Origin of the sequence: Bradyrhizobium sp. CSS354, from assembly GCF_029051725.1 — a bacterium.
Lineage (GTDB): Bacteria > Pseudomonadota > Alphaproteobacteria > Rhizobiales > Xanthobacteraceae > Bradyrhizobium.
The window spans coordinates 202,919-228,584 of record NZ_JAACFU010000006.1; the positions used below are offsets into that span (position 1 = coordinate 202,919).

The window sequence follows — 25,666 nt, forward strand, 5'->3', positions numbered from 1 at the left end:
TGGTCCCTGGCGCGGGTGCGCGCATTAAACAAAAGGTTGTGGCGCGAGGCAATACCTCCCGCATGCGGACGAACGCTCCGGCGCTGCTTTTATCTTTTGCAGGCGGAACCGATCTCGCGTGCGATGCCTTTTCTTCGCCACATCATCGCGTATCGCGATCAGCGCCGCGGCCGGTACAGGCGGCGCCATTGCTGAAGCCGCTCGGCATAGGCTTGCGCGAGCGCCGGCTCAGGCTCGAACGTCTCGACGCGCCGTGGCGCGGTGCAGACGGTCTCGATTGCCTCACCGGTGACGGCGAGGCGGCCGAGCCGCGCCGCGCCAAACGCCGCGCCGGTCTCGCCGTCGGCAAAGCGATGCATGGGGATGTTCAGGACATTGGCCAGCACCGCAAGCCAGAACCGCGACCGCGAGCCGCCGCCGATGACATCCGCCTCCGCGATCATAAGTCCGGTCTCGGCAAGGACGTCACGGCAATCCGCGAGCGCGAAGGCGACGCCTTCCAGCACGGCTTGCACGATCGCGTCGCGATTGGTGGCATGACTGAGGCCATCCAGCATGCCGCGCACATCCGGATCATCGTGCGGGGTGCGTTCGCCGGAGAGGTACGGCAGGAAGCTGACCGGCGACGGCGCCATCGGGCGCAACCCCAGCGGCGCCAGCAGGTCGGCCTCGGATGTCCCCAACAGCCGCGCGATCCAGGCCAGGCACGATGCCGCCGAGAGGATCGCGCCGGCTTGAATCCACCTGTCGGGGACGGCGTGACAGAACGTGTGCACGGCCCGCTCCGGGTTGGCCGCGATCGTCTCGGTCGGCACCAGCAATGCGCCGGAGGTTCCGAGCGAAATGAAGGCTGCGCCGGGATTCATGGCGCCGATGCCGACGGCTCCTGCCGGATTGTCGCCGGCCCCACCGGCGATCATCGGTCGCCCGGTCATGCCCCAGCGCTGCGCCATCTCGCTCCGCAGCCGTGCCGCCGGCGCGCAGCCCTCGACCAGACGCGGCATCTGCCGGCGCGAGAGAGAAGTCGCGGCGAGCCCCTCATCCGACCAATCGCGGCTGCTGACATCGAGCCACAGCGAACCCGAGGCGTCCGAGACATCCTCAATCGCCTCACCCGTCAGCACCAGGCGCAGATAGGCCTTCGGTTGCAGCACGAGTTTTGTCGCCGCGAAGATCTCCGGCTCGTGCCTGACAACCCACAGCAGTTTTGGCGCCGTGAATCCCTGCATCGCCTTGTTGCCTGTTGTCGTCCGCAACGCGGGCCAGCGCCGCTCCAGCTCGGCGCATTCCGCAAAGGACCGTCCGTCATTCCAGAGAATGCAGGGCCGCAACGGCGTGTGACCGGCATCGAGCAGCGTCGCGCCGTGCATCTGGCCGGACAGGCCGATGCCCTCGACCTCGGCCAGTTCGCGCGCGTGATCCGCCTTCAGCGCGTCCAGCGTCGCGAATGTAGCTTCGATCCACTGCGCCGGGTCCTGCTCGCAATGGCCGGGACGTGGCGAAGAGACCGTCAGCGACCGGCTGCGGCTCGCCACCACGCGCTGCGCGTCGTCGACCAGAACGATTTTGACGGCAGAGGTGCCGAGGTCGATGCCGAGATACATGATGCCTCTTGCCTTGTGCGTCCATGACATTGCGGGCATGGCGTTCCGATGTTGGCATGCACCCGCCAATCATGTAACCCCACCCGAAACCTTGCCGGGACGCAACGCCCATGACCACCGCCGCCACCAACGACGCGGGAGCCACCCGCGCGCTGATCCTTGCGTTGCTCGCGCTCGCCTGCGGGCACATGCTCTCGACCTTGCTGCGCACCATTCCGGCGGTCAGCCTCGATCTGATGGCGGCGGATTTCGGCATCGAGCCACAGGCGCTGGCGAGCCTTACCTCGGTCTATCCATTCGCGTTTGCGGCCGCGCAGATCCCGGTCGGTGCGGCGATGGACCGCTTTGGCGTGCGGCCGGTGTCGCTGAGCCTGCTCGCGGGAACCGTGGTCGGCGCCATCGCGTCCGCGTTCGCGACGGGACCCGAAAGCTTCGCGGTGGGACAGGTGCTGCTGGGCGTCGCCACCTCCGGCATGCTGATGTGCCCGATGACCTTGGCGGCCAAGCAATTGTCGGCCGCGCGGTTCGGGCTGTGGTCGGGCGCGATCCTCTCGATCGGCAATATCGGCATGCTGTTGTCGTCGAGCCCGCTCGCCTTCGTGGTCGACACCTACGGCTGGCGCGCCGGGTTCTGGATCTCGGCGCTCGGCGGCGTCGCCGTGGCGCTCGCGGTGTTCCTGCTGGTGCCGAGCCAGCCGGCCGAGCACAAGGACGAATCCTCGCCGCTGTCGCAGATGATCGAGGTGCTCAGGCTCGGACTGTCGCGGCCTTTGCGCGGCCTGATCGCGCTGGCGCTGGTGTCGCTTGCGACCTCGCTGGTGCTACGCGGCCTGTGGGGCGGGCCGTGGCTGATGCAGGTCAAGGGATTGTCGCGGGTCGAGGCCGGCAACCAGCTCGGCGCGTTCACGCTGGCGATGATCGCAGGTCCGCTTGTCATCGGCATGATCGACCGCGGGATCGGCCGCCGCCGCGCGCTGGTGGCGGGAACGCACCTGGCCGGCGCATTGCTGCTGGCGCTGATGGCGTTAGGGGCGCCGCACTATGCCGTCTCGATGCTGCTCGGCCTTCCCGTGATGCCGCCGCCATACGACCTCGTGCTGTTCGTGCTCATTGGCCTGGCGACCTCGGCGCAGCCGCTGCTGTTCGGCATGTCGCGGCAGCTGGTCGACGCACAAGTGGCAGGCAAGGCGCTCGCGGCGATCAACCTCGCCTTCTTCCTCGGCGCGGCGCTGATGCAGTCGATCACCGGCGCGGTGGCGTCGGTCGCGGGACTGCCGGCGGTGCTGCTGTTCATGGCAGCCATGCTTGGCATCGGCGCGCTGATCTTTTTGACTTATACCTCGTCTACCTCGTCGCGTTCGTAGTTCGGCGGATGGGTAGAGCGGAAGCGAAACCCATCGTATCGACTAGATCGCGGACCACCGGAAGCCGCTCCATCGCGCAGCTTCCGGATTTGCGCATCAGCCGGAAGATCGCTCGCGCGCCGCAAAACGGATGGCGCGGGCCTTAGCGCTCTTTCCCGCCGCGCGCGCGGCGATCATGCTGCGTGCCTTGCCTTGGGTGCTCTTTCGGATCAGGGACGCGAGCCGCTTGCGTGCACGATTGGTCGTCAATCGCGCCGCCAGCTGCTCGGCCTTGCGAATGATGGTCGTGACAGAGGGCGTCAGGTTCACCGGAACCCAGGCGACATCTTTCGTCTTGGACAGGCTGCCGATGCCCTCGCAGGGCGCCTCGCGCGGCAGGTCGATCCGGATCGCGAGGGCTTCCGCGCGCTCGGTCCAGTCCTCGGGCTTGGTGCCGGTGATGATGCGGACATAGTCGCGTGTCTCACGCGGCAGCTCGCTCTCTTTGGCGAGCCATTTCTGGATCCGGCCGGGACCTGCATTGTAGGCAGCCGCGGCAAGGCCGAGATTGCCGAAATCGTCGCGCAGCTTGCGCAGGAATTTCGCCGACGCCGGCAGCGCCTTCATCGCATCGAACGGATCATCCAGCCCGACCTCCGCTGCCGTTTCCGGCATGAACTGTGCGACGCCTTGCGCGCCGGCCTGGCTCACTTCGTTCGACTTGAAGCGGCTCTCCTGCCAGATCAGGCGCGCGAAGAACGGCACCGGAATGCCGCTGGCTTCGGCGGCTCCACGGAGCGCGTGGCAGAAGCGCTCCGTCGGCGAAGCCGGCGCCTGCGCGACGGGTTCAACCGCGCGCGGCGGCTCGGGTGTCTCCTCATGGGACGCGCGTGCATTGGCGAGCTCGAGGGCCTGCACGCTTGCAAGGAACAGCTCGACCACGGGAACAAGTGGCGAGGCCTGAGTGTTTTGAAGAACGGCACGGTCGAAAGCTGATGTTTGGCGGGACGCCGACGGATCGAAGTCGCACATCAGAATCATGAACGCGGCGCAAGCCGCGACGACAAATCGCATTGCTGGAGCAACCTCGAACTGTGGGTGAACGGCCAGCGGTGCGCCGGCGATAAGGAGTTCTTAACCCTGCGATTGCGGCAAAGCTGCGGTCTCGCAGGTTCCGCAGGTGTTACTACGGTGTTCCCGCCGGGAAACACTTCTCTCCGCGATTTTGCGGGCATTGCGAATTGGACGAGCGAGATGATGCGGTGGATGCTTGGCGCGGTGATTTCGCTGTCGGTGATTTCTCCGGTGCTTGCGGGCAATCTCGATGCAGCAGCGGTGAACGATGCTTCGCGTCCCGCAAAGCAAATTGCCAGCGACAAGCTCAACGCCGCGATCGTGAAGCTTCAAATTCTGCTCGACCGTGCGCGGTTCTCGCCCGGGGAGATCGACGGCAAGCTCGGCGAGAATGCGCAGAAGGCGCTCAAGGCATTCGCCGAGCAGAACGGCGTTGCATCCGACAAAACGATCGTACCGGAGCTTTGGGACAAGTTGAATGCCGCGAGCGAAGGCCCTGTCCTCGTCGAATACAAGATCACGGCCGCGGATGTGAAGGGCCCGTTTCTGAAGGAGCTGCCCGGCAAGCTCGACGACATGAAGCCGCTGAAGGCGCTGAGCTACATCAGTCCGCTCGAAGGCCTTGCCGAGAAATTCCACATGAGCGCCGATCTGCTCAGGGCGCTCAACCCGGACAAGGCCTTCGACAAGGTCGGAGAGACCATCGTCGTTGCAAACGTTCCGGCGCGGCGAGAGCTGCCGCAGATCGCGCGGCTCGACGTCGACAAGAAGAACGGCACGTTGAAAGCACTCGACGGGGGCGGCACCCTGATTGCATTCTTTCCCGCGTCGATCGGAAGTCCGGATCGTCCGACGCCGAGCGGTACGCTCAAGGTCACCAGCACCCACGAGAATCCGGTCTATCACTACAACCCTGACTACAAGTTCAAAAGCGTCAAATCGAAACAGCCGTTCGATGTTCAGCCGGGCCCGAACAATCCGGTGGGAGCATACTGGATCGGCTTGTCCGCGCAGGGTTACGGCATCCACGGAACGGCCGAGCCCGACAGGGTCAGCAAGTCCGCCTCGCATGGCTGCGTCAGGCTGACCAATTGGGACGTGCGCGCGCTGGGCGAACACGTCAAGCGCGGCACGCCGGTGGTCTTCCTGGATGCGCCGACGGACTCCTCGTCCAGGCAGCAGGGGAAGTCCGGCGGCAGGCGCGCCTCGAATTAGTCTTTGGGAAAGTCCTTGCGCATCGCGATCTCGGCGGCATCGCCGGGCGACAGCACGGTCTGATCGAACGCTGCTTGCGGCCTCGTCATGATATCGTAGAGCGAGATGCCCTTGATCGGCTTGCCCATGAGCTCGCGGACGCAGTCGGCGAGCGTGCCGTTGTAGACGAGATAGGGCGGACCTCGATCCTTCTGCCTCTCGCCTTTGAGCGACGGCCACTTCTTCAGTTCGGCCGGCGCGTCATAGGCGATCGGCGATTTCTCTTTGAACATGCGCTTGGCCCCTGAAGGCGCGGGTAACCCAGAAGCCTAGGGCGGCCCGGTAAACGCTTGTTAAAGAATTAGTTCAAATCAGCCGGCAACAAAGGCGAGCAGGGTACCGTTCGCCTTGGCCGGCGGCACGCAGATCGCAGACCCGCTGCGCACCGCTGCCGAACCAAGCGCCTTCTCGGTGGCCGCAAGATCGCCACTCACGAGCACCAGGGCAGCGCCACCGCGTTCGGAAAGACCCGCGAGCGGCACCCCGGGATAGCGTTTGCCGAGTTGCTCCAGCGTCAAGTAAACGAAATCGGCACGATTGCCACCGGACGCCACGGTCACTGCGCCGTCGGCATCAGCCTTTGGCTCGCGGTCGATCAGCCGTCCCAGATGCCCGGCTTCCTTCGCGGGCTCGGGCGTCGCGATCAATGTCTGCTTGATGCGCTTGGCCGCATTGGCGTGCTTCATCAGCTCGGGAATCCACACCGTCTCGCGCGTCTTGTGCTGGCAGGCGAAAATGCGCACGCCGCCGGGGGCTTCCGCGGTCGGCCACATGAAGGTGCGGAATTTCGCCGCCGAGATCGTGCCATCAGGCAGCGTCACGGGCCTTTCGAAATCGGTCGGGCCGATCGGCTCCAGGCCACGTGCGCGGATTTCCTCCGCGCCGGCGGTGGAGTCGACCGCGGTGAAGGCGATGCGCTCGATGCCTTCGCCGCGCTTGTCGAGGAAGGCACGCGCCGGCGCGTTGTGCTCGGTCGCCGCGAGCACGCCGAGCAGCTCCATATAATCCGGGTCGAACATGATGGTGTAGTTGCCGGTGCCCATATGCGCGCTGTGGGTGCCGCGCGGCGAGATGGTGAAGCCGAGCTGCCGGTAATTTTCGGCGGCTTTGTCGAGGTCCTGAACCATGACCACGGCGTGGTCGATACCGATGACGTTCTTGAGAGCCACTGTTCTTTCCCCGAATGCAAGCTGACTGGACCGCCGTCGGCGACCGCAAGTCCTGTCTACGCCGGATAGGCGGCCAAGTCATTTTCAAATCGGCGGGACATGCGGAAATTTCATTCCGCGAAAGGCGATATCGACGCGCGATGGCGTCAGCGCGCCTGCTCGATATAGGCGGCGAGGATGGCGCGCTCCTCGTTGGTCATCTCGGTGATGTTGCCGGGCGGCATCGCATTGGACCAGGCGGCGACGCGGCCGATCAGGCGGATGTTGCGATGGATGTGCTCGGGCGCGTCGAGCAAGATGCTCTTCGGCGCGGTCACGATGCCGGCCCAGACCGGCTCTGCCGCGTGGCACATGCTGCAGCGGGACATCACGATCTCCTCGACATTGGCAAGCGTCGGCTGCGCCGACAGCGCGCTTGTCTTGACTTCGCGCGGGCCGGCCGCGGAGAGGAAGAGAATTGCGATCACGCCCGCCGCTGCGATGCCCCACACCCACCACGGCGATTTGCGCCCGGCATGCCCCTCGTTGAAGAAGTGGCGGATCACGGGGCCGAGCGCCAGGATGATGGCGACGATGATCCAGTTGAAGCGGGTGGCGTAGAGCAGGGGATAGTGGTTGCTGATCATCAGCACGACGACAGGCAGCGTCAGATAGTTGTTGTGGACCGAGCGCTCCTTGCTGGTCTTGCCGAGCTTTGGATCGGGCGCCTGCCCTGCGAGAAGGCTGGCTACGATCTTCTTCTGGTTCGGGATGATCAGCGTGAAGACGTTGGCGACCATGATGGTGCCGATGATTGCCCCGATCTGGTTGAACGCGCCGCGGCCGCTCAGCACGTGGGTGAAAGCATAGGTCAGTGCGATCAGGAACAGATAGCCGCCGATGGCGAAGGGCAGTTCGCGCTGCGCCAGCCCGGTGCGGCAGGCGCCTTCATAGAGCAGCCATGCCAGTGCGAGGCTGCAGAGGCTGAACAAGCCGGCCTGGAATGGCGTGAGGTCGAGGATCGACTTGTCGACCAGGAACAGATCGGCCTCGAGATAATATACCACCACCATCAGCGCGAAGCCGGACAGCCAGGTGGTGTAGGCCTCCCATTTGAACCAGGTCAGCTCATCCGGCATCTGGGCGGGCGCGACCAGATATTTCATGATCCGGTAGAACCCGCCGCCATGGACCTGCCAGGCCTCGCCCTGCACGCCGTCCGGCAGATCGCTCCTGGGCTTAAGGCTGAGATCGAGGGCGATGAAATAGAAGGAACTGCCGATCCAGGCGATCGCGGCGACCACGTGCAGCCAGCGGAGCAGCAGGCTCGCCCATTCCGATATGATGGATCCCCACATGATCACCCCAACAGATGCGACACCAATGCCGCAGCTTGATGACCGCGACCGGCGGTCCCGCCCTTACAATGTGTCGCACCGATCAGCCGCATTTTCCAGTACGATGGGCTGCGGCTGATGCACATCGTGCGGGCATAAGCTGACGTGGGATTCGGCAGGCATTTGACCTGTCGCAGAACGTTTGCGTGTCGATCGGCGTTGATGCGCCAGACGTAACGGCCGGGAGGAAACGACGTGAAGAACAGGATTTCGTTCGTGGCGATGTCCGCGGGGTGGCTGGTTGCTGTCGCGACCTGCGCACAGGCGGAGCCGGTGCTGCAAGGTAAGGACGCCTACGGCGATTGGCAGGCCGACAAGCCCGGCACGGTCAGGCTGATCCGACCGCAGGATCTGGTCAGGCCCGGGGCCTCGCGGTCGGTTGCGAGTTCGTCGCGCGTGGTGCCGCGCCCGCCGGAGGGAGCGCTTCAGGTGCCGACCGGCTTCAAGATCGAGCTGTTCGCCGAGGGGCTGCGCGCCCCGCGCATCGTGCGCGTGGCGCCGAACGGCGATGTCTTCGTCGCCGAGACGCGCGCGGGCAACGTCCGCGTGTTGCGCGCCGGCGAAGGCGGCAAGGTCGCGACCAACGAGGTGTTCGCTGCCGGACTGCGGCAGCCGTTCGGCATCGCCTTTTTCCCGAACGGCGACAATCCGCAGTGGGTCTACGTCGCCAACACCGACAGCGTCGTCCGCTTTCCCTATCAGGCCGGCGATCTCAAGGCGCGTGGCAAGGCTGAGACGGTCGTCGCAAGCCTGCCGCATGACGGCGGTCATTCCACCCGCGACATCGTGTTCACGCCGGACAACAAGCGCATGCTGGTATCGGTCGGCTCGCTCAGCAATGTCGCCGAGGGCATGGGCTCGCCGCCGGGTGGCGTGGAAGCCTGGTCGAAAGCGCAACCGCTCGGTGCGACCTGGGCGAGCGAGACCGAACGCGCCACCGTGCTCGCCTTTACACCCGAGGGCAAGGAGCGGAAGATCTACGCCACCGGCATCCGCAACTGCGTCGGTCTTGCGATCCAGCCGCAGACCGCGCTGCCCTGGTGCTCGACCAACGAGCGCGACGGCCTCGGCGACGATCTTGTGCCTGACTACGTCACGAGCGTGAAGGAAGGCGCGTTCTACGGTTGGCCGTGGTTCTATATCGGCGGCAACGAAGACCCCCGCCACGCCGGCGCGCGGCCGGACCTCAAGGACAAGGTGACTGTGCCGGACGTGTTGGTGCAGCCGCACTCGGCCTCGCTCGGCATGACTTTTTATCAGGGCACGCAGTTTCCATCCGAATACCAGGGCGATGCTTTCGCGGCCGAGCACGGCTCCTGGAACAGGTCGAAGCGCACCGGCTACAAGGTGATCCGGATCCGGATGAAGGACGGCAAGCCGACCGGCGAGTACGAGGATTTCGTCACGGGATTCGTGGTCAGCGACACCGAGGTGTGGGGGCGGCCGGTCGGAGTTGCGGTGGCGAAGGATGGATCGCTGCTGGTGTCGGAGGATGGCAACGGCACGATCTGGCGGGTGACAGGCGTGCCACGATGAAGGTGCACCCTCGCCCCTTGCGGGAGAGGGTGGCTCGCCGCGCAGCGGCGAGACGGGTGAGGGGTTCTATCGGAGAACTCCTCTATGCGTGTGCGGAGAGAAACCCCTCATCCGGCGCTTCGCGCCACCTTCTCCCGCAAGGGGAGAAGGAAGAGCAGCGTGCTTGAGATGTCTACCCCCTCCGCACGCTCGCTCCGCCATCCACCGGCAACGTCACACCGGTGATGAAATTCGCCTCGTCCGATGCCAGGAACAGCGCGGCATTCGCGACGTCCCAACCCGTGCCCATCTTCTTGCGCAGCGGCACCTTGCTGTCGCGTTCGGCTTCAACTTCGGCGCGGGTCTTGTGCCATTCGCGGGCGCGGGTGTCGACAGCCATCGGCGTGTTCATCAGGCCCGGCAGGATCACGTTGGCGCAGATGCCGTATTCGGCGTTCTGGTAGGCGAGCTGTTCGGTGAAGGCGATCATCGCGGATTTCGTCGCCTTGTAAGCGACGTAGGGATAGGTGGTGATCGCCGCCATCGAGGAGATGTTGATGATCGCGCCGCTTCCTTGCGCGCGCATGATCGGGATCACCTCTTTCGCCGCCCAAATGCAGCTCTTCAGATTGATGGCGACGACGCGGTCGAAGGCCTCCTCGGTGATTTGCAGCAGCTCGGCGTCGCCGCCGGCCAGGCTGACGCCGACATTGTTGTGCAGCACGTCGATCCGGCCCCAGCGCGCTTGCGCCTCCGCGACCATCGCCTTGATATCGGCGATCTTGGTCACGTCGGCCTTGAACGCCGCGGCGGTGCCGTTTTTCTCGGCGATCAGGCTGACGGTTTCCTGCGCCGATTCCAGATGATGATCGACGCACAACACCTTGGCGCCCTCGCGCGCGAAGGTCAGCGCAGTGGCGCGGCCGTTGCCCATGCCTTCGCCGGGGCTTTGCCCGGCCCCGACCACGATGGCGACCTTGTCGTTCAGACGCATGACGTTTTTCTCCCTGCTTTTCCATTACGATAGCACGGGCTGTCAGCGGTCAAAGGCCGATCATGCCGCCTGATGGTCGCATCGGATGCACTCTGTCCCGCCGAACATGCATGGCTGCGTCGTCAGCGCGAAAGCACATGCACGCCAATGGCTTGCTGCTGCGCAGGAACCGACCTCGCACGATCGCGTTTGTTGCGGAGCCTTTCCCACGCTAGGCTCTGTCCCGGGGCTTCCCAACCGCCAGTGGCTTGCCGATGAATCTGCTCGATCCACAAGGGCCTGTGGCTGCGGCCAACAGCACCATCCTGGTCGATTCCGTCTTCATCATGCTCGCGATCGTGGTACCGACCATCATCGCCATCCTGGCCTTCGCGTTCTGGTTTCGCGCCTCCAATCCCAAAGCAAAATTTCAGCCCGACTTCGTTTATTCCGGGCGGGTGGAGATGGTGGTGTGGGCGATCCCCGCGCTCACCGTGATCCTGCTCGGTGGCGTCGCCTGGATCGGCTCGCACCAGCTCGATCCCGCAGCGCCGGTGCCCGGCACCGGCAGCCCGGTCCGCATTCAGGCCGTCTCGCTCGACTGGAAATGGCTGTTCATCTATCCGGACCAGCGCATTGCCACCGTCAATACGCTGACGGTGCCGGCCGGCGCCGAACTGAATTTCCAGCTGACGTCGTCGAGCGTGATGAACACGTTCTTCATCCCGCAACTCGGCAGCATGATCTACACCATGAACGGCATGGTGACGAAGCTGAACCTGCGCGCCGACAACGAAGGCAAGCTGCAGGGCCTGTCGGCGCATTTCTCCGGCGACGGGTTTCCGGACATGATGTTCGACGTCAACGTGGTCTCGCCGCTCGCCTTTCCGGAATGGGTCGCGACCACGGCGAAGAGCGATGCTGTCCTCAATGAGGACAGCTACAAGAAGTTGATGCAGCAGGGCATCGAAAAGGGCAGGCCGACCTACCGGCTCGACGATCCCCGGCTGTTCGACCTGATCGCGACCCAGCACATTCCGCCAGGACCGGGTCCGGAGCTCGCATCCGAAGCAGGCCGGTCGCACAGTGGAGGCCATGATGCTCGGTAAGCTCGATTGGTCGGCCATTCCGTTCGACCAGCCGATACCGCTGATCGCAGGCGGCGTGGTGTTGGTCGGGATTCTCGCCGTGCTGGCCTGGGTCGTGGTGAAGGGGCATCTGCCCTATCTCTGGCACGAATGGATCACAAGCGTCGACCACAAGCGGATCGGCGTGATGTACATCCTGCTGGCGTCGGTGATGCTGCTGCGTGGCGGCAGCGACGCCATCATGATGCGGATCCAGCAGGCGGTCGCCTATCAGTCCCAGGGCTATCTGCCGCCGGAGCACTACAACCAGATATTCTCCGCGCACGGCACCATCATGATCTTCTTCGTGGCGATGCCGTTCGTCATCGGGCTGATGAATCTCATCGTACCGCTCCAGCTTGGCGTGCGAGATGTCGCTTTCCCGACGCTCAATTCGGTCGGCTTCTGGCTGACCGCGACCGGTGCGCTGCTGGTCAATCTCTCGCTCGTGATCGGCGAGTTCGCCCGCACCGGCTGGCTCGCGTTTCCGCCGCTGTCGGAGCTGTCCTACTCGCCGGGTGTCGGTGTCGACTATTACGCGTGGTCGCTGCAGATCTCCGGCGTCGGCACGCTGGTGGCCGGCATCAATCTCGTGACGACGGTGCTGAAGCTGCGCACCAAGGGCATGAACTATCTGCGCATGCCGATGTTCTGCTGGACCACGCTGGCTTCGAACCTCCTCATCGTTGCGGCCTTCCCGATTCTGACCGCCACCCTCGCGATGCTGCTGCTCGACCGCTATCTCGGCTTCCACTTCTTCACCAACGAGGCCGGCGGCAATGTCATGATGTTCATGAACCTGATCTGGGCCTGGGGGCATCCCGAGGTTTACATCCTGGTGCTGCCGGCCTTCGGCATCTTCTCCGAGGTGGTCTCGACCTTCTCGGGCAAGGCGCTATTCGGCTATCGCTCGATGGTGCTGGCGACCATGGCGATCTGCGTCATCTCCTTCATGGTCTGGCTGCATCACTTCTTCACGATGGGCGCGGGCCCCGACGTCAACGCCATCTTCGGCATCGCCAGCATGATCATCGCGATTCCGACCGGGGTGAAGATCTACAACTGGCTGTTCACGATGTATGGCGGCCGCATCCGCTTCGAGACGCCGATGCTGTGGTCGATAGGCTTCATGGTCACCTTCATCATCGGCGGATTGACGGGCGTGCTGGTCGCGGTGCCGCCGGCCGATTTCATCCTCCACAACAGCATGTTTCTGGTCGCGCACTTCCACAACGTCATCATCGGCGGCGTGCTGTTCGGCGCCTTCGCCGGTTTCGAGTACTGGTTCCCGAAAGCGTTCGGCTTTCGCCTCAACGACCGCTGGGGCAAGCTCGCGTTCTGGTTCACTTTCCTCGGCTTCTACGTCACCTTCATCCCGCTCTACGTCGCCGGCATGCTGGGCATGACACGGCGCATGCAGCACTATGACGTCGCGGCGTGGCGGCCCTGGATGCTGGTTGCAGCCGTCGGCATGGCCGTGCTGACGATTGGCGTGATCTGCCAGATCGTGCAGATCGTGGTCAGCATCCGCAACCGCGAGGCCCTGCGGGACCGCACCGGCGATCCCTGGGACGGCCGCTCGCTGGAATGGGCGACGTCGTCGCCGCCTCCGGTTTTCAACTTCGCTTTCAATCCCGATGTGCGCGGCGAGGATGCCTATTGGGACATGAAGGCTCATGCCAAGCAGCAATCGCTCGATCATGATACGCCCGAGTATCAGGACATCGAGATGCCCAGGAACTCGCCGACCGGGTTCGTCTGCGCGTTCTTCGCCACCGTCATGGGCTTTGCGCTGATCTGGCACATCTGGTGGATGGTGATTTTGGGCGGCATCGGAGCGTTCGCGACCTTCGTCGTGTTCGCCTGGCGCGACCATGACGAATACGTCATTCCGGCCGACGAAGTCGCTGCAATAGACCGCGTCAATCTCGAGGAGCGGCGCAATCTTGTCAGCATGGCGGGGACAGTCTGATGTCAATGACCGCGACCGCCGGCCGTGCACACGCCGATCCCCATCACATCGGGCTCGTCATCGAGCATCCCGGCCCGGCGCCGAAGCGCATCGTGACCGCCTATGGCTTCTGGATCTTCCTGCTCTCCGACATCGTCATGTTCTCCTGCTTCTTTGCAGCCTATGCGGTGCTGGCTGATCAGACCGCCGGCGGCCCGAAGGGTTCGGAGATATTCGAGCAGCGAAACGTTGCGATCGAGACGGTCTGTCTGCTGCTGTCGAGCTTCACCTGTGGCATGGCCAGCATCGCGGCCGATGTGCGCAACCGGTTCTGGTTCTATCTTGGAATGGCGGTGACGTGTTTGCTCGGCCTCATCTTCCTGGTCATTGAGTTTCGCGAGTTCGCCGATCTCGTGGCGCGAGGCTATGGCCCATCGCGCAGCGCGTTCCTGACTGCCTTCTTCTCCCTCGTCGGCTGCCACGGCCTGCACGTTTCTGCCGGCATCTTGTGGCTCCTCACCATGATGGCCCAGGTCTTCGCAAAGGGTTTTCGTGCCGACGTGCTGCGCCGGATGATGTGCTTTGCGTTGTTCTGGCATGCGCTTGACATCGTCTGGGTCGGAGTCTTCTCCGTCGTCTATTTGCTTGGGAGTGGCGTATGAGTGATCAGGCACATATGCGGGCCGAACACGACCTCGCGCCGGGCGAGGAAGAACAACACAGTGTCGGCACCAGGATCCTCGGCTATGTGGTCGGCCTCGTGCTTGCGCTGCTGCTCACGGCGACCTCGTTCTTCATCGCCGGCACCGATCTGGTCTGGCAGCCTTCCATTCCCGTCGCGCTGATCGTCCTGGCGATCGCGCAGATGGGTGTGCACCTCGTGTTCTTCCTGCACATCACCACCGGCCCCGACAACACCAATAACGTGCTGGCGCTGGCTTTCGGGCTGCTGGTCGTGTTCCTGGTGGTCGGCGGCACCGTCTGGATCATGGCGCATCTGAATGCGAACATGCCGGCCATGGATCAGATCATGCCGATGCGCCGCTAGGAGCGCACAAAAAAGAAGAGCCGCTTGTTGTGACAAGCGGCCCAAGTCTAGGGAGGAAACGCCCGAGCAAAGCAATCGGGCCGGAGCCGGATTGCCGCCAAGGAAACGCTCGCGCAAAGCGCTTGCGTACGCTTACAAATGCAGCAACTCCCGATAGAGTTCAATTCCGGATGAATACTGTCTCCGGCTGCCGCTCACGGCTGCGTGATGGGCTTGATTATTTCGGCCGTCGGCAATTGTAGGCCTTGCGGAAGCCCGCAGCCTGGGCGTCGTCCTCCGAGCAGAACCAGCGGTCCGGCTTGGTGGTCGCGGGGTAGCTCGGGCAGCCCCGCAAATGATAGATGCCGATATTGCCGGTGACGCGCGCGCGCACCGCAAGCTTGCCCTTGATGCCACAGCTCGGCGGCATCGTCAGATCCTCGGGAAACAACACCGCGCGAATCTCCTTGTCGCGATCGGCGCGGCAGGCGGCGCCCAGGAGCGCGCCGTCCTTCTTGCCGGTGCGGAATTCCTGCGGTGCAACAAAGCACCCCTTCCAGATTCCGGCCGAGGTTGATTTCGCGTCGGCCGCGGCCGACTTGACGTTCGCCTTGACCGGCTCGCGGGCAATGGCATAGCCGAGCTTGACCAGCTGCTCGTTCAAGCTGGTCTTGTCGCCCTCGGCCGTGCAAATCGCGCGGTGTCGTTTGCCAAAACTCTTTTCGGGGCCGACATCGTCGCAACGCACCGATCGCTTGCCGATCAGCTTGGCGAGCTGGTCGCGGGCCTCGATGCCGCAAGTCCAGGGATCGGCGTGATCGTCGATGCAGACCTGGTCCAGTTCGGGCGCATCGACGCCGTCGAGGCGGTAGGTGACGTCGCCGAGCTGGATGGCGTTGCCGTCGCGGACCGTCGCGGCCGCGGTCAGCGCGGAGGCGGGGCCGGAGGTGCCCAGAATTCCGGACAGGGCAAGAAAGGAGACGAGCGCAAAAGCGCGGGCGCTGGCAAAGGATTTTCGGAAGGACATAAGGTCTCGCTATCGATGGCTCGTGCGCCTTGTTCCTAGCATCCGGATGTGGCGATACCAATGGTCTGCGCCCCGCGAAGTGCGACATTCCGGCCTCGTGGCTTTACTCGGCCGTAGCTCTGATCCTATCGTTCGTCGGCCTTGCGGAGCGGAGGCCGAATCGCCCGGGAAGCGGCGAAGGGAGGGAAATTTCGCGATGAAAGACCCCGTGGACGTCCTGATCATCGGCGCCGGCGCTTCAGGAGCGGCGGTGGCGTGGTCGCTGGCCGAGACCAAAATGCATATTCTCTGCCTGGAGCAGGGCGGCTGGATGAACCCGGCGGAATATCCCAGCACGGGCCGGGACTGGGAGGCCAAGTTCTACGCCGAGTGGTCGTCCAGCCCCAACGTCCGCGGCCGACCCGAGGACTATCCGATCAACGACGACAATTCGCCGATCAAGGTCGTCAACTACAATGCGGTCGGCGGCTCGACGGTGATGTACACCGCGCACTGGCCGCGGTTGCATCCTTCCGATTTCAAGGTGAGGACGCTCGACGGCGTCGCTGAAGACTGGCCGATCGACTACGACGCGCTGACCCCGTTCTTCGAAGAGAACGACCGGATGATGGGCACGTCCGGCCTCTCGGGTGACCCGCTCTCGCCGCTGACGCATCCGCCGATGCCGCCACAGCCGATGGGATTGTCGGGTGCGATCATCGGCAAGGCCATGAACAAGCTCGGCTGGCACTGGTGGCCGTCGGATACGACGGTCGCGACCATGGACTACGAGGGCCGCGCGCGCTGCATCAATCTCGGCCATTGCACGCCGGCCTGCGCGCAGGGTGCGAAGTCCTCGACCGACATCACCTATTGGCCGCATGCGGTCCGCGCCGGCGTCGAACTGCGTACGCACTGCCGGGTGCGCGAGATCACCACCGACGAGAACGGCATGGCCAGCGGCGTGGTCTATTACGACAAGGACGGCGTCGAGCAGTTCCAGCCGGCGCATGTCGTCATCATCGCCTGCAATGGCGTCGGCACGCCGCGGCTGCTGCTGAACTCAGCGTCGAACCGCTTTCCGAACGGGCTTGCCAATTCGTCCGGCCTCGTCGGCAAGAACCTGATGTTCCATCCCTATGCGCAGATCTACGGCTATGTGAAGGAGCCGACCGACAGCAACCGCGCGCCGCCGACCTGCCTATGGAGCAAGGAATGGTATGACACGGACCTGTCGCGCGGCTTCGTGCGCGGCTACGGCGTCCAGTTCGTGCGCGGCGCCGGGCCGGTGTTCGAGGCTGTCGTCAGCGAGCAGAAGGGGATCCTGCCGTGGGGCGCCGATCATCACCGCATCTTCCGCAAGCTCAACGGCCACCGGCTCGGGTTTTCCGCGATCTGCGAGGACCTGCCAGAGGAGCATAACCGGGTCACGCTCGATCCGGTCTTGAAGGACGGCCACGGCATTCCCGCGCCGAGGATCGACTACACGATCAGCGAGAACAGCCGGAAGATGATGGAGCATGCGCTGGCGCGCGGGCGGGAGATTCTCGAGACCGCGGGGGCGAGCGACATCTGCGTCAACTCGCCGATCCCGTGGGGCGGCTGGCACTTGCTCGGCACGGCACGCATGGGCACCGACCCGGAACGCTCCGTCGTCAACGAATGGGGCCGCTCGCACGACGTGAAGAACCTGTTCATCGTCGACGGCAGCATCTTCGTCACCTCGGGCGGCGTGAACCCGACGTCCACCATCCAGGCCCTCGCGCTCTACATCGCCGACCAGATGAAGCAGCGCCTCTCCAATTTGTTCGATTGAGGCCGAGATGTCCGCAGACAATCAACTGACACGCGCCCAGCGCGACGACCTCCGCACCATCGCCGCGATGATCGTTCCCGCCAGCGACGAGTACAAGGTGCCGGGCGCCGACGATCCCGCGATCCAGGCCGACATGCTGGCGACGCTCGGGCGTGACGCCAAATTGGTGGCGGCGGCGCTGGACCATCTGGCGCGGCTCGCGGGCCGACCGTTCGCCGAGCTCGATGCTGCCCGGCGCGATGCGGTGGCGCAGGAGTTTCGCAGTTCCGGCGGTGCGGCTGCGGCCACGCTCGTTCGCGTGGTGCTGCAATGCTATTACCGCGACGATCGGGTGCTGCGCTCGCTCGGTCTCGAACTGCGCGCGCCATTTCCGAAGGGCTATGTGCTCCCGGAGGGAGACTGGTCGCTGCTCGATCCGGTCAAGGCAAGGGCAGGCACGCTGCGACGGGCGCCCTAACCACCTGGGCAGTCCAGCCTTGCGCCCCGGACGGGTCCCTTGCGCCTCACGGAGCAGGCCACCATCTGTGTGAGCCTCAAGGACTCTTGCCATGTTGGATTTAACTTCAGAGATCGTCGATGACGCACCGTCATCGCGAACGGCGGCGGCTGTCCCGGACAATGACCGGGCCCTGCTGGACGCCTATTCCAATGCCGTGATCGACGTGACCGACCGCGTCGGTCCTGCCGTCGTGCGCGTCGAGACCGGACCGAAGGTGCCGAACGGCCGCGAGCGCGGCGGGCTCGGCTCGGGCATCGTGATCTCGCCGGACGGGCTCGTGCTCACCAACAGCCACGTGGTCGGCTCCTCAAAGGAGATCCGGCTGCGCGACGTCGAGGGCCATGTCGGCGACGCCCGGGTGCTCGGCGTCGATCCCGATACTGACCTTGCGCTGCTGCGCGCCAACGGTGTGCGGGACTTGCCCTATGCGGCGCTCGGCAATTCCAAGACCTTGCGGCGCGGCCAGCTCGTGATCGCGATCGGCAATCCGCTCGGCTTTGAATCGACCGTCACCGCCGGCGTGGTCTCGGCGCTCGGGCGCTCGATCCGCTCGGTCAGCGGCCGTACCATCGAGGACGTGATCCAGACCGATGCTGCGCTCAACCCCGGCAATTCCGGCGGCCCGCTGGTATCGTCGAATGCCGAGGTGATCGGCATCAACACGGCGATCATCAATGGCGCGCAAGGGATCTGCTTTGCGGTCGCCAGCAACACCGCGCAATTCGTGCTGTCGGAGATCATCCGCCACGGCTATGTCCGCCGCGCCTATATCGGCGTGGCCGGCCAGACCGCGCCGATCCCGCGGCGACACGCGGTGCTGGCCGGCGTCGAGAACAAGATGGGCGCGCTGCTGGCGCAGATCGAGCCGGACGGACCGGCGGCGAAGGCGGGCCTGTTGTCCGGCGATGTCGTGATCAGCCTCGATGGCGTCGAGATCAACGGCGTGGACGATCTGATCCGCGTGCTCGACCGCGACCGGATCGGCCGGCGGCTGGCCATGGACGTGCTGCGGCTCGGCCGCCTGCGGGCGATCGATATCGACCCGGTCGAGCGCAAGCCGGCGCGCTAGCGCGTGGGCGCCCAGGCGAGGTATGACGGTGTCATGCCTCGCTTTGGGAACCCCGCCGCATGATGCCGGCGCATGAGACCTACGATGTCATCGTCGTCGGCGCCGGCGCCGGTGGCATGACGGCCGCGGCCGTCGCCGCCGCTGAAGGCCTGCGCGTGCTGGTGATCGAGAAGACCGCTTTCGTCGGCGGCACCACCGCATGGTCCGACGGCATGGTCTGGATCCCCGCCAATGCCAAGATGAAAGAGGCGGGGCTGTTCGATAGCGTCACGGACGCCGTGCAATATTTGTCGAACACGGTGCCCAAGCCCGCCAATGCGGGCCTGCGAGCCGCTTTCCTCGCGCGCGGACCGGAGGCGGTCGCCTATCTCGAAGCCAACACGCAAGTGCGCCTCCAGCCGGTGAAGGCCTGTCCGGACTATTATCCGGAGCGATTGGGCGCGACGCCGGGCGGGCGCGTGCTCGAGCCGGTCGTCTTCGACGGCACGCGGCTGGGCGCGCATTTCGCGCGACTGCGCGCGCCGCTGCCGGAGTTCACGCGGTTCGGCGCAATGATGGTCAACCGCCTCGACATTCCGCATCTGCGCCGGGCCGGAAGATCGCTGCGCTCGACTGTTCGTGCGGCGCGGCTGGTTTCGGAGTATGCGTGGCAACGGCTGCGCAGCCCGCGCGGCACGACGTTGTATCTCGGCAATGCGCTCGCCGCACGGCTGTATGCCTCGCTGCTGGCCCGGCAGATCGAGATCCTCTTCAGCGCGGACGTCGAGGATTTGTCGATGCAGGGCGAGCGCGTCGGCGGCGTGGTCATCCGTCATGGCGCACGCGATCGGCTGATTGCCGCGCGACGCGGTGTGGTGCTGGCGACCGGCGGCTTTTCGCACGACGCGACCTTGCGCAAACGCTTCTTCCCACCCGCGGCCGGATTCATCTCGGCGACCCACACGTCCGCTACGGGCGACGGGCTCCGCCTTGCAACTGCAACCGGCGCAGCGCTCAATGCGGATGCGACGAGCCCGGCCTATTGGGTTCCGGCCTCGCTGTTCCGGCGCGCTGATGGAAGTCGTGGCGTTTTCCCGCACATTGTGACCGACCGCGCCAAGCCCGGCGTGATCGCGGTCAATGCGGCCGGCCGGCGCTTCGTCAACGAGGCGCTTTCCTACCATGAGTTCGTGCTCGCGATGCTGCGCGATGGGGACGGCGAACCGGACCGGCCGTTCTATCTGATCTGCGACCGCCAGTGCCTGTGGAGCTACGGCCTCGGCCGCATCAAGCCGTTCACGCGCAATATCCGGCGCTACACGGCAAGCGGCGAGTTGGTCGAGGCCGCTGATATCGCGCAGCTCGCAGCGAAGATCGGCATCAAGCCGTCTACACTCGCGGCGACGATCGCGAGCTACAATTCCGATGCGAAGGAGGGCGGTGATCCGGAATTCGGTCGCGGCAGCACCATCTATCAGCGACATCTCGGTGATATCAGCCACAAGCCGAACCCCTGCGTCGCGCCCATCCTCTGCGCGCCGTTCTTTGCGATGCGGATTTATCCGGCGGATCTCGGCACGGCGATCGGCATGAAGGTGGATGCCCAGGCGCGCGTGTTGCGCGAGGACGGCACGCCGGTTGCGGGGCTCTACGCCTGTGGCAACGACATGGGCTCGATCATGAACGGCAATTGTCCCGGGCCGGGGATCGCGTTAGGGCCGGCACTGACATTCGGGTACATCGCAGGAAGGCATCTGGCCGAGGGGAGTTTGGCGACGACACTCGGCGCCGCGAAGGCATCCGTCTGATCGGGTCCCCCTGCATCCCCGTCATTGCGAGCGCAGCGAAGCAATCCAGACTGTCTCTGCGGAAAATTCTGGATTGCTTCGTCGCAAGGGCTCCTCGCAATGACGCGGAGAGAGCTTGCACCTCCGACAGCTACTCCGCTGCCGCTGCAAACCGGCTGTTCTCCAGTTCCGCTTCCAGCCGCGCCTTCTCCGCCGCCGCCAGCTTGATGTTGGCCGCCTTGATATGCCCGAAGCCGCGGATCGTCTCCGGCAGCCGTGCGAGCCTCGTCAGCAGCGGGATCTGCTCCGCCTTCAGCCCGGAGATCCGCTGATCGATCATGCCGAGATAATCCGCGACCAGCTTCCGCTCGGTCCGACGCTCCTCGGTACGGCCGAACGGATCGAACGCGCCGCCGCGCAGGAATTTCAGCCTGGCGAGCACGCGGAAGGCGTGGATCATCCAGCCGCCGAATTCCTTCTTCTGGAGATGTCCGGTGGTCTTGTCGCGTTGGGCGAAGATCGGCGGGGCCAGATAGAACTTCAGCTTGAAGTCGCCGTCGAATTTCTCCGAGACCTTCTTGGAGAAGCTGCCATCGGTATAGAGCCGCGCGACCTCGTACTCGTCCTTGTAGGACATCAGCTTGAACAGATTTTTCGCGACGGCCTCGGCCAGCTCCGTGGACGCGGGCGAGGCAGCTGCTTCCGCCTTGCGCACCTTGGCGACGGCGGCGAGGTAACGGTCGGCGTAGTCCTTGTCCTGATAGCTGGTCAGAAACTCCGCGCGCGTCGCGATGATGTCGTCGAGCGACTTCGTCGGCGCGGCGGCCCGGCTCAGGAATTGCAACACGCTGCGCACCCGCGACATGTCGTGGGCGGCGAGGCGTCCCCAGGTGAAGGCCAGCTTGTTCATTTCGATCGCGGCGCCGTTGATCTCGATGGCGCGGAGCAGCGCGTCCAGCGATAGCGGGATCGCGCCCTTCTGGAAGGCAAAGCCGAGCATGAAGGGATTTGTCGCAATCGAATCGCCCATCAGCGCGGAGGCAATACCGGTGGCGTCGATGATGTCGAGGTTCTTGTCGCCGACGGCATCGCGCAGCACCGTCTGCATCGCGCCCATCTCGAAATCGAGATCGGGGTTTTGCACGAAGCTTGCAGTCGGCTGCAGGTCGGCGTTGATATACGCTTTCGTCGTTCCGCGCTCGGCGCGGCTGAGCGCGGAGGGACCTGCCGAGACGATCATGTCGCAGCCGAGGATGACGTCGGCGCCGCCGGTGGTGATCCGGACCGCGGAGATGTCTTCCGGCTTCGCGGCGATACGGACATGGCTCATCACAGCGCCGTTCTTCTGCGACAGGCCGGTGAAATCCAGCGCCGAGCAGCCGCGGCCGTCGACATGGGCGGCCATGCCGAGCAGCGCGCCGATGGTGATGACACCGGTGCCGCCGATGCCGGTGACGAGGATGTTGTAGGGGGCGTCCAGCTCACGCGCGGGGGGCAGCGGCAGGTCGGCAAACAACTGGCCTGAATCCACCGCCGAGGTCTTGATCCGCTTGAGCGTGCCGCCATGCACGGTGACGAAGCTCGGGCAAAAACCCTCGACGCAGGAGAAGTCCTTGTTGCAGTTTGATTGGTCGATCTGGCGCTTGCGGCCGAACTCGGTCTCCAGCGGCTGCACCGAGACGCAGTTGGACGCTTGCGAGCAGTCGCCGCAGCCTTCGCAGACCAGCTCGTTGATGAAGGCGCGCTTGGCGGGATCCGGATACAGCCCACGCTTGCGGCGGCGGCGCTTTTCCGCGGCGCAGGTCTGGTCGTAGACGATGACCGTAAGGCCCTTGATGTCGCGCAGCTCGCGCTGAACGGCGTCGAGCTCGCGGCGGTGATGGACGGTCGCGCCTTGCGGGAAGTAGTTGGTGTCAGGGTATTTGGTGGGATCGTCGGAGACGATCGCGAGGCGCTTGACGCCCTCGGCCCAGACCTGATGCGCGATCTGGGCGACGTTGAAGGCGCCCTCGGCCGGCTGACCGCCGGTCATCGCGACGGCGTCGTTGTAGAGGATCTTGTAGGTGATGCTGATGCCGGCGGCCGATGCCGCGCGAAGGGCAAGCAGTCCGGAATGGGTGTAGGTGCCGTCGCCGAGGTTCTGGAAGATGTGCTGCTCGGTGGTGAAGGGCGCTTGTCCGATCCAGTTCACGCCCTCGGCGCCCATATGCGAGATCAGATCGGTACGGCGGGTCGGCATGCTCAGGGCCATGCCGTGGCAACCGATGCCGGCCATGGCGCGGCTTCCTTCGGGCACGCGCGTCGAGGTGTTGTGCGGGCAACCCGAGCAGAAGAACGGCGTGCGCGCGAGCTTGATTTGCGCGGAGGCCGGAACAGGAGTGTCGAACGCCTCGAGCCGCGCGAGGCGCTGCTCAAGCACAGGGCTGTGGTGACCGAGCTTGCGCAGCCGCGCCACCAGCGCGGATGCAACGAGGGTCGGCGTCAGTTCGCCCTCGCTCGGCAATAGCGGCGCGCCGCGCTCGTCGCGTTTGCCGGTAACGGTTGGGCGCCTGGACGCATCGATATTGTAGAGGATGCGCATCAGCTGGTCTTCGATGAAGCCGCGCTTCTCCTCGACGACCAGCACGTCCTGAAGTCCTTCGGCGAAGCGCTTGGCTCCGCTTTCCTCCAGCGGCCAGGTCAGTGCGACCTTGTAGATGCGCAAGCCCAAATCCTGCGCGTCCTTGTCGGTGATGCCCAAGTCTGCGAGCGCCTGCCGCAGATCGAGATAAGCCTTGCCGGTCGCGACGATGCCGAGCCGTGCCGGCCTGGAGTCGAGCACAATGCGATCGAGCTGGTTGGCGCGCGCGAAGGCCTGCACCGCCGCCATCTTCGGGCCGAACAGGCGCCTCTCCGCGTCCAGCGGCGGATCGGGCCAGCGGATGTTGAGGCCGCCGGGCGGCATCTCGAAATCGTCGGGGAGCTTGATCTGGATGCGTTCGGGATCGCTGTAGATCGAGGCCGAACTCTCCACCGTCTCGCTGATCGCCTTGAAGCCGACCCAGCAGCCGGAGAAGCGCGACAGCGCAAAGCCGTAGAGGCCGAGATCGAGATAGTCCTGGAGCGTCGCCGGATTGATGACAGGGATCAGCGCCGCCGCGAATACCTGCTCGCTCTGGTGCGCCAGGGTGGAGGATTGGCAGCCGTGGTCGTCGCCGGCAAGCGCGAGCACGCCGCCGTTGAGCGAGGTGCCGGCGGCATTCGCATGCTTGAGCGCGTCGACCGAGCGATCGACGCCGGGCCCCTTGCCGTACCAGATGCCGAACACGCCATCGACCTTGGCGCCGGGAAACAGGCCGACCTGCTGGCTGCCCCAGACGGCGGTCGCCGCAAGGTCCTCGTTCAGACCGGGGATGAAGGCGATGTCGTGCTGCTGGAGGTGTGACTTCGCGCGCCACAGCGCGTGGTCGTACATGCCGAGCGGGGAACCGCGATAGCCCGAAATGAAACCGCCGGTGTTGAGGCCCTGAAGCCGGTCGCGTTCGCGCTGCAACATGGGCAACCGGACCAGGGCCTGCGTGCCGGACAGGAAGATCCGCTTCGATTCGAGCCGGTATTTGTCGTCCAGCTCGACCTGCATCAGCGTCATTTCAGAAGTCCTCGTCTTTTGTTTCGGCTCTTATTCGACTTGGGGTTTGCGCTGCGGGAGGAAGGAGCGGCTGCGCGACGCGAATTGTGACAGTCAAAGGCATGCGCAGACGAAGTCAATATCGCTCACCGCATCCGTGGCGCTCCTGCTGGTCATGGCTTGCTCGCGGAGAACACGATGGCTGCAAGCGCGTTCAATACCGAGATCATGGAGACGGTCGAGGCGCTGATCGGGCCATGGCGTCACCCGCGCCAGATACTCCACGCAGAGGTATTGCGCGACACGGCCGATATCGTTGGTGCGCCGACAGCCCTCGACAGACGTCTTCGCGAACTCAAGCCGCTGGTCGACCCCGTGATCCTCAAGACCAGAAGGTCGCTTTACATGGCGACGCTGAAGGCCTCTTGCGCGCCTCGGGGAGGAGTATCGGCGGCTGTATGGAGCGGTTGCTGACGCCACGTCCGTCACTCCGGGGCGCGCTTAGCGCGAGCCCGGAATCCATTTCACCACGTGTTTAGCTGCCCGATGGATTCCGGGTTCGACGCTTACGCGTCGCCCCGGAATGACGACGGAGAGCGCTCATCCTTTGGGCAAATGCACGTCGCAAAGCCGCCGCACAGCGAATAAGCAGACCCCGGCTTTTCCAATAACGTTCTGAGAGCGCAGCAAATTTTCCTGCGACGTCGGCTCAACTCCAATTGTACACAATGGCATGGCGCTTGCAGAACTCCTGAACAGAGAGTTCTCGCGGGGGCCTTGAGTCATGTTGAACTCAACCAAGCCGACACTGGGTGTCATCAGCGCCGAGCCGGAGCCGGTCAAGCTCGACTGGCCCGCCACTGCGCTTCTCATCATCGACATGCAGCGCGACTTCATGGAGCCCGGCGGCTTCGGCGAGACCCTCGGCAACGACGTCAGCCAGCTCGCGCGCGCGGTGAAGCCGATCGGTGCGGTGCTGAAGGCCGCGCGGGATACCGGCATGCTGGTGATCCACACGCGCGAGGGCCATCTGCCCGATCTCTCCGACGCGCCGCCGGCGAAAGTCGAGCGCGGCGCGCCATCCTTGCGCATCGGCGACCCCGGTCCGATGGGACGCATTCTCATTCGCGGCGAGGCCGGCCACGACATCATCCCGGAGCTCTATCCGCTCGACAGCGAGATCGTGATCGACAAGCCCGGCAAGGGCGCGTTCTACGCCACCGAGCTCACCGACGTGCTGGAGAAATACGGCATCGAGAATCTGCTGGTGTGCGGCGTCACCACCGAAGTGTGCGTCAACACCACCGTGCGCGAGGCCAACGACCGCGGCTATCGCTGCGTCGTCATCTCGGACGGCTGCGCCTCCTACTTTCCTGAGTTTCACGAGATGGGCCTGAAGATGATCAAGGCCCAGGGCGGCATCTTCGGCTGGGTCGCAAGCTCAGCCGCGGTTCTGGAGGCGATGAAGATTTCCACATCAGCGTAGGGGC

Annotated in this window: 21 protein-coding genes; 13 read left to right on the forward strand and 8 right to left on the reverse strand. The window is 64.8% G+C overall.

Going from position 1 to position 25,666, the window contains the following annotated elements; translation table 11 throughout:
• Positions 1-158: 158 nt before the first annotated feature.
• Positions 159-1,604 (reverse strand): xylulokinase, encoded by a 1,446-nt coding sequence (gene xylB / locus GWG67_RS16650; protein WP_275170674.1) that lies wholly within the window; start codon positions 1,602-1,604, stop codon positions 159-161.
• Between the two features lie 110 nt (positions 1,605-1,714).
• Between xylB and GWG67_RS16655 the strand changes: the two genes are divergently transcribed.
• Positions 1,715-2,968, forward strand: a complete 1,254-nt coding sequence (locus tag GWG67_RS16655; RefSeq protein ID WP_275170364.1) for an MFS transporter — start codon at positions 1,715-1,717, stop codon at positions 2,966-2,968.
• A 96-nt stretch (positions 2,969-3,064) separates the two neighbouring features.
• Here the strand turns inward: GWG67_RS16655 and GWG67_RS16660 are convergent, their stop codons facing one another.
• Positions 3,065-4,021 (reverse strand): lytic transglycosylase domain-containing protein, encoded by a 957-nt coding sequence (locus tag GWG67_RS16660; RefSeq protein WP_275170365.1) that lies wholly within the window; start codon positions 4,019-4,021, stop codon positions 3,065-3,067.
• A gap of 180 nt (positions 4,022-4,201) precedes the next feature.
• On the opposite strand from GWG67_RS16660, the gene GWG67_RS16665 reads away from it, so the two are divergent.
• Positions 4,202-5,236: a L,D-transpeptidase family protein gene (locus GWG67_RS16665; protein ID WP_275170366.1), complete on the forward strand. Its 1,035-nt coding sequence runs from the start codon at positions 4,202-4,204 to the stop codon at positions 5,234-5,236.
• On the opposite strand, the gene GWG67_RS16670 is transcribed toward GWG67_RS16665, so the two are convergent.
• From GWG67_RS16670 to GWG67_RS16680, 3 genes are all read right to left on the reverse strand, one after another.
• Positions 5,233-5,508 carry a hypothetical protein gene (locus tag GWG67_RS16670; RefSeq protein WP_027516602.1) on the reverse strand — a complete coding sequence of 92 codons (276 nt, stop codon included), beginning with the start codon at positions 5,506-5,508 and terminating at the stop codon, positions 5,233-5,235. The genes GWG67_RS16665 and GWG67_RS16670 overlap by 4 nt on opposite strands.
• 78 nt (positions 5,509-5,586) lie before the next feature.
• Positions 5,587-6,444 (reverse strand): VOC family protein, encoded by an 858-nt coding sequence (locus GWG67_RS16675; RefSeq protein WP_275170367.1) that lies wholly within the window; start codon positions 6,442-6,444, stop codon positions 5,587-5,589.
• Between the two features lie 146 nt (positions 6,445-6,590).
• The gene (locus GWG67_RS16680; protein WP_275170368.1) at positions 6,591-7,781 is read right to left on the reverse strand and encodes a urate hydroxylase PuuD; all 1,191 of its coding nucleotides are present in this window, start codon (positions 7,779-7,781) and stop codon (positions 6,591-6,593) included.
• A 234-nt stretch (positions 7,782-8,015) separates the two neighbouring features.
• Between GWG67_RS16680 and GWG67_RS16685 the strand changes: the two genes are divergently transcribed.
• Positions 8,016-9,356: a sorbosone dehydrogenase family protein gene (locus tag GWG67_RS16685; protein ID WP_275170369.1), complete on the forward strand. Its 1,341-nt coding sequence runs from the start codon at positions 8,016-8,018 to the stop codon at positions 9,354-9,356.
• Between the two features lie 172 nt (positions 9,357-9,528).
• Here GWG67_RS16685 and GWG67_RS16690 read toward each other — a convergent pair whose 3' ends face one another.
• Positions 9,529-10,329, reverse strand: coding sequence for an SDR family NAD(P)-dependent oxidoreductase (locus tag GWG67_RS16690; protein ID WP_275170370.1), 801 nt, complete (start codon positions 10,327-10,329; stop codon positions 9,529-9,531).
• Between the two features lie 254 nt (positions 10,330-10,583).
• Here GWG67_RS16690 and GWG67_RS16695 point away from each other — a divergent pair, with 254 nt between their 5' ends.
• From GWG67_RS16695 to cyoD, 4 genes are read left to right on the forward strand one after another with little or no spacing between them, the layout of a single operon-like run.
• Positions 10,584-11,417 carry a cytochrome ubiquinol oxidase subunit II gene (locus GWG67_RS16695; RefSeq protein WP_275170371.1) on the forward strand — a complete coding sequence of 278 codons (834 nt, stop codon included), beginning with the start codon at positions 10,584-10,586 and terminating at the stop codon, positions 11,415-11,417.
• Positions 11,407-13,407, forward strand: coding sequence for a cytochrome o ubiquinol oxidase subunit I (gene cyoB / locus GWG67_RS16700; protein ID WP_275170675.1), 2,001 nt, complete (start codon positions 11,407-11,409; stop codon positions 13,405-13,407). The genes GWG67_RS16695 and cyoB overlap by 11 nt, the downstream gene beginning before the upstream one ends.
• Positions 13,407-14,048: a cytochrome (ubi)quinol oxidase subunit III gene (locus GWG67_RS16705; RefSeq protein WP_275170372.1), complete on the forward strand. Its 642-nt coding sequence runs from the start codon at positions 13,407-13,409 to the stop codon at positions 14,046-14,048. Before cyoB ends, GWG67_RS16705 begins: the two co-directional genes overlap by 1 nt.
• Positions 14,045-14,434 carry a cytochrome o ubiquinol oxidase subunit IV gene (gene cyoD / locus GWG67_RS16710; RefSeq protein WP_275170373.1) on the forward strand — a complete coding sequence of 130 codons (390 nt, stop codon included), beginning with the start codon at positions 14,045-14,047 and terminating at the stop codon, positions 14,432-14,434. The genes GWG67_RS16705 and cyoD overlap by 4 nt, the downstream gene beginning before the upstream one ends.
• A 217-nt stretch (positions 14,435-14,651) precedes the next feature.
• Here the strand turns inward: cyoD and GWG67_RS16715 are convergent, their stop codons facing one another.
• Positions 14,652-15,440, reverse strand: a complete 789-nt coding sequence (locus tag GWG67_RS16715) for a thermonuclease family protein (RefSeq protein WP_275170374.1) — start codon at positions 15,438-15,440, stop codon at positions 14,652-14,654.
• Between the two features lie 196 nt (positions 15,441-15,636).
• Here GWG67_RS16715 and GWG67_RS16720 point away from each other — a divergent pair, with 196 nt between their 5' ends.
• From GWG67_RS16720 to GWG67_RS16735, 4 genes are all read left to right on the forward strand, one after another.
• Positions 15,637-17,235 carry a GMC family oxidoreductase gene (locus tag GWG67_RS16720; protein WP_275170375.1) on the forward strand — a complete coding sequence of 533 codons (1,599 nt, stop codon included), beginning with the start codon at positions 15,637-15,639 and terminating at the stop codon, positions 17,233-17,235.
• Between the two features lie 7 nt (positions 17,236-17,242).
• Complete coding sequence (locus GWG67_RS16725) at positions 17,243-17,692, forward strand: hypothetical protein (protein ID WP_275170376.1); 450 nt, start codon at positions 17,243-17,245, stop codon at positions 17,690-17,692.
• 91 nt (positions 17,693-17,783) lie between these two features.
• The gene (locus GWG67_RS16730; RefSeq protein WP_275170377.1) at positions 17,784-18,803 is read left to right on the forward strand and encodes a S1C family serine protease; all 1,020 of its coding nucleotides are present in this window, start codon (positions 17,784-17,786) and stop codon (positions 18,801-18,803) included.
• Positions 18,804-18,862: 59 nt separating this feature from the next.
• Entirely contained in the window at positions 18,863-20,590 is a 1,728-nt protein-coding gene (locus GWG67_RS16735; RefSeq protein WP_275170378.1) for an FAD-dependent oxidoreductase, read from the forward strand.
• 130 nt (positions 20,591-20,720) lie between these two features.
• Here GWG67_RS16735 and GWG67_RS16740 read toward each other — a convergent pair whose 3' ends face one another.
• On the reverse strand, positions 20,721-24,197 hold the full coding sequence (locus tag GWG67_RS16740) for an indolepyruvate ferredoxin oxidoreductase family protein (protein WP_275170379.1): 3,477 nt from the start codon (positions 24,195-24,197) through the stop codon (positions 20,721-20,723).
• A 177-nt stretch (positions 24,198-24,374) separates the two neighbouring features.
• On the opposite strand from GWG67_RS16740, the gene GWG67_RS16745 reads away from it, so the two are divergent.
• Together GWG67_RS16745 and GWG67_RS16750 are read left to right on the forward strand one after the other, a co-directional pair.
• Positions 24,375-24,650 (forward strand): hypothetical protein, encoded by a 276-nt coding sequence (locus GWG67_RS16745; RefSeq protein ID WP_275170380.1) that lies wholly within the window; start codon positions 24,375-24,377, stop codon positions 24,648-24,650.
• A 310-nt stretch (positions 24,651-24,960) separates the two neighbouring features.
• On the forward strand, positions 24,961-25,662 hold the full coding sequence (locus tag GWG67_RS16750; RefSeq protein ID WP_007594065.1) for a cysteine hydrolase family protein: 702 nt from the start codon (positions 24,961-24,963) through the stop codon (positions 25,660-25,662).
• The last annotated feature ends 4 nt before the right edge of the window (positions 25,663-25,666 follow it).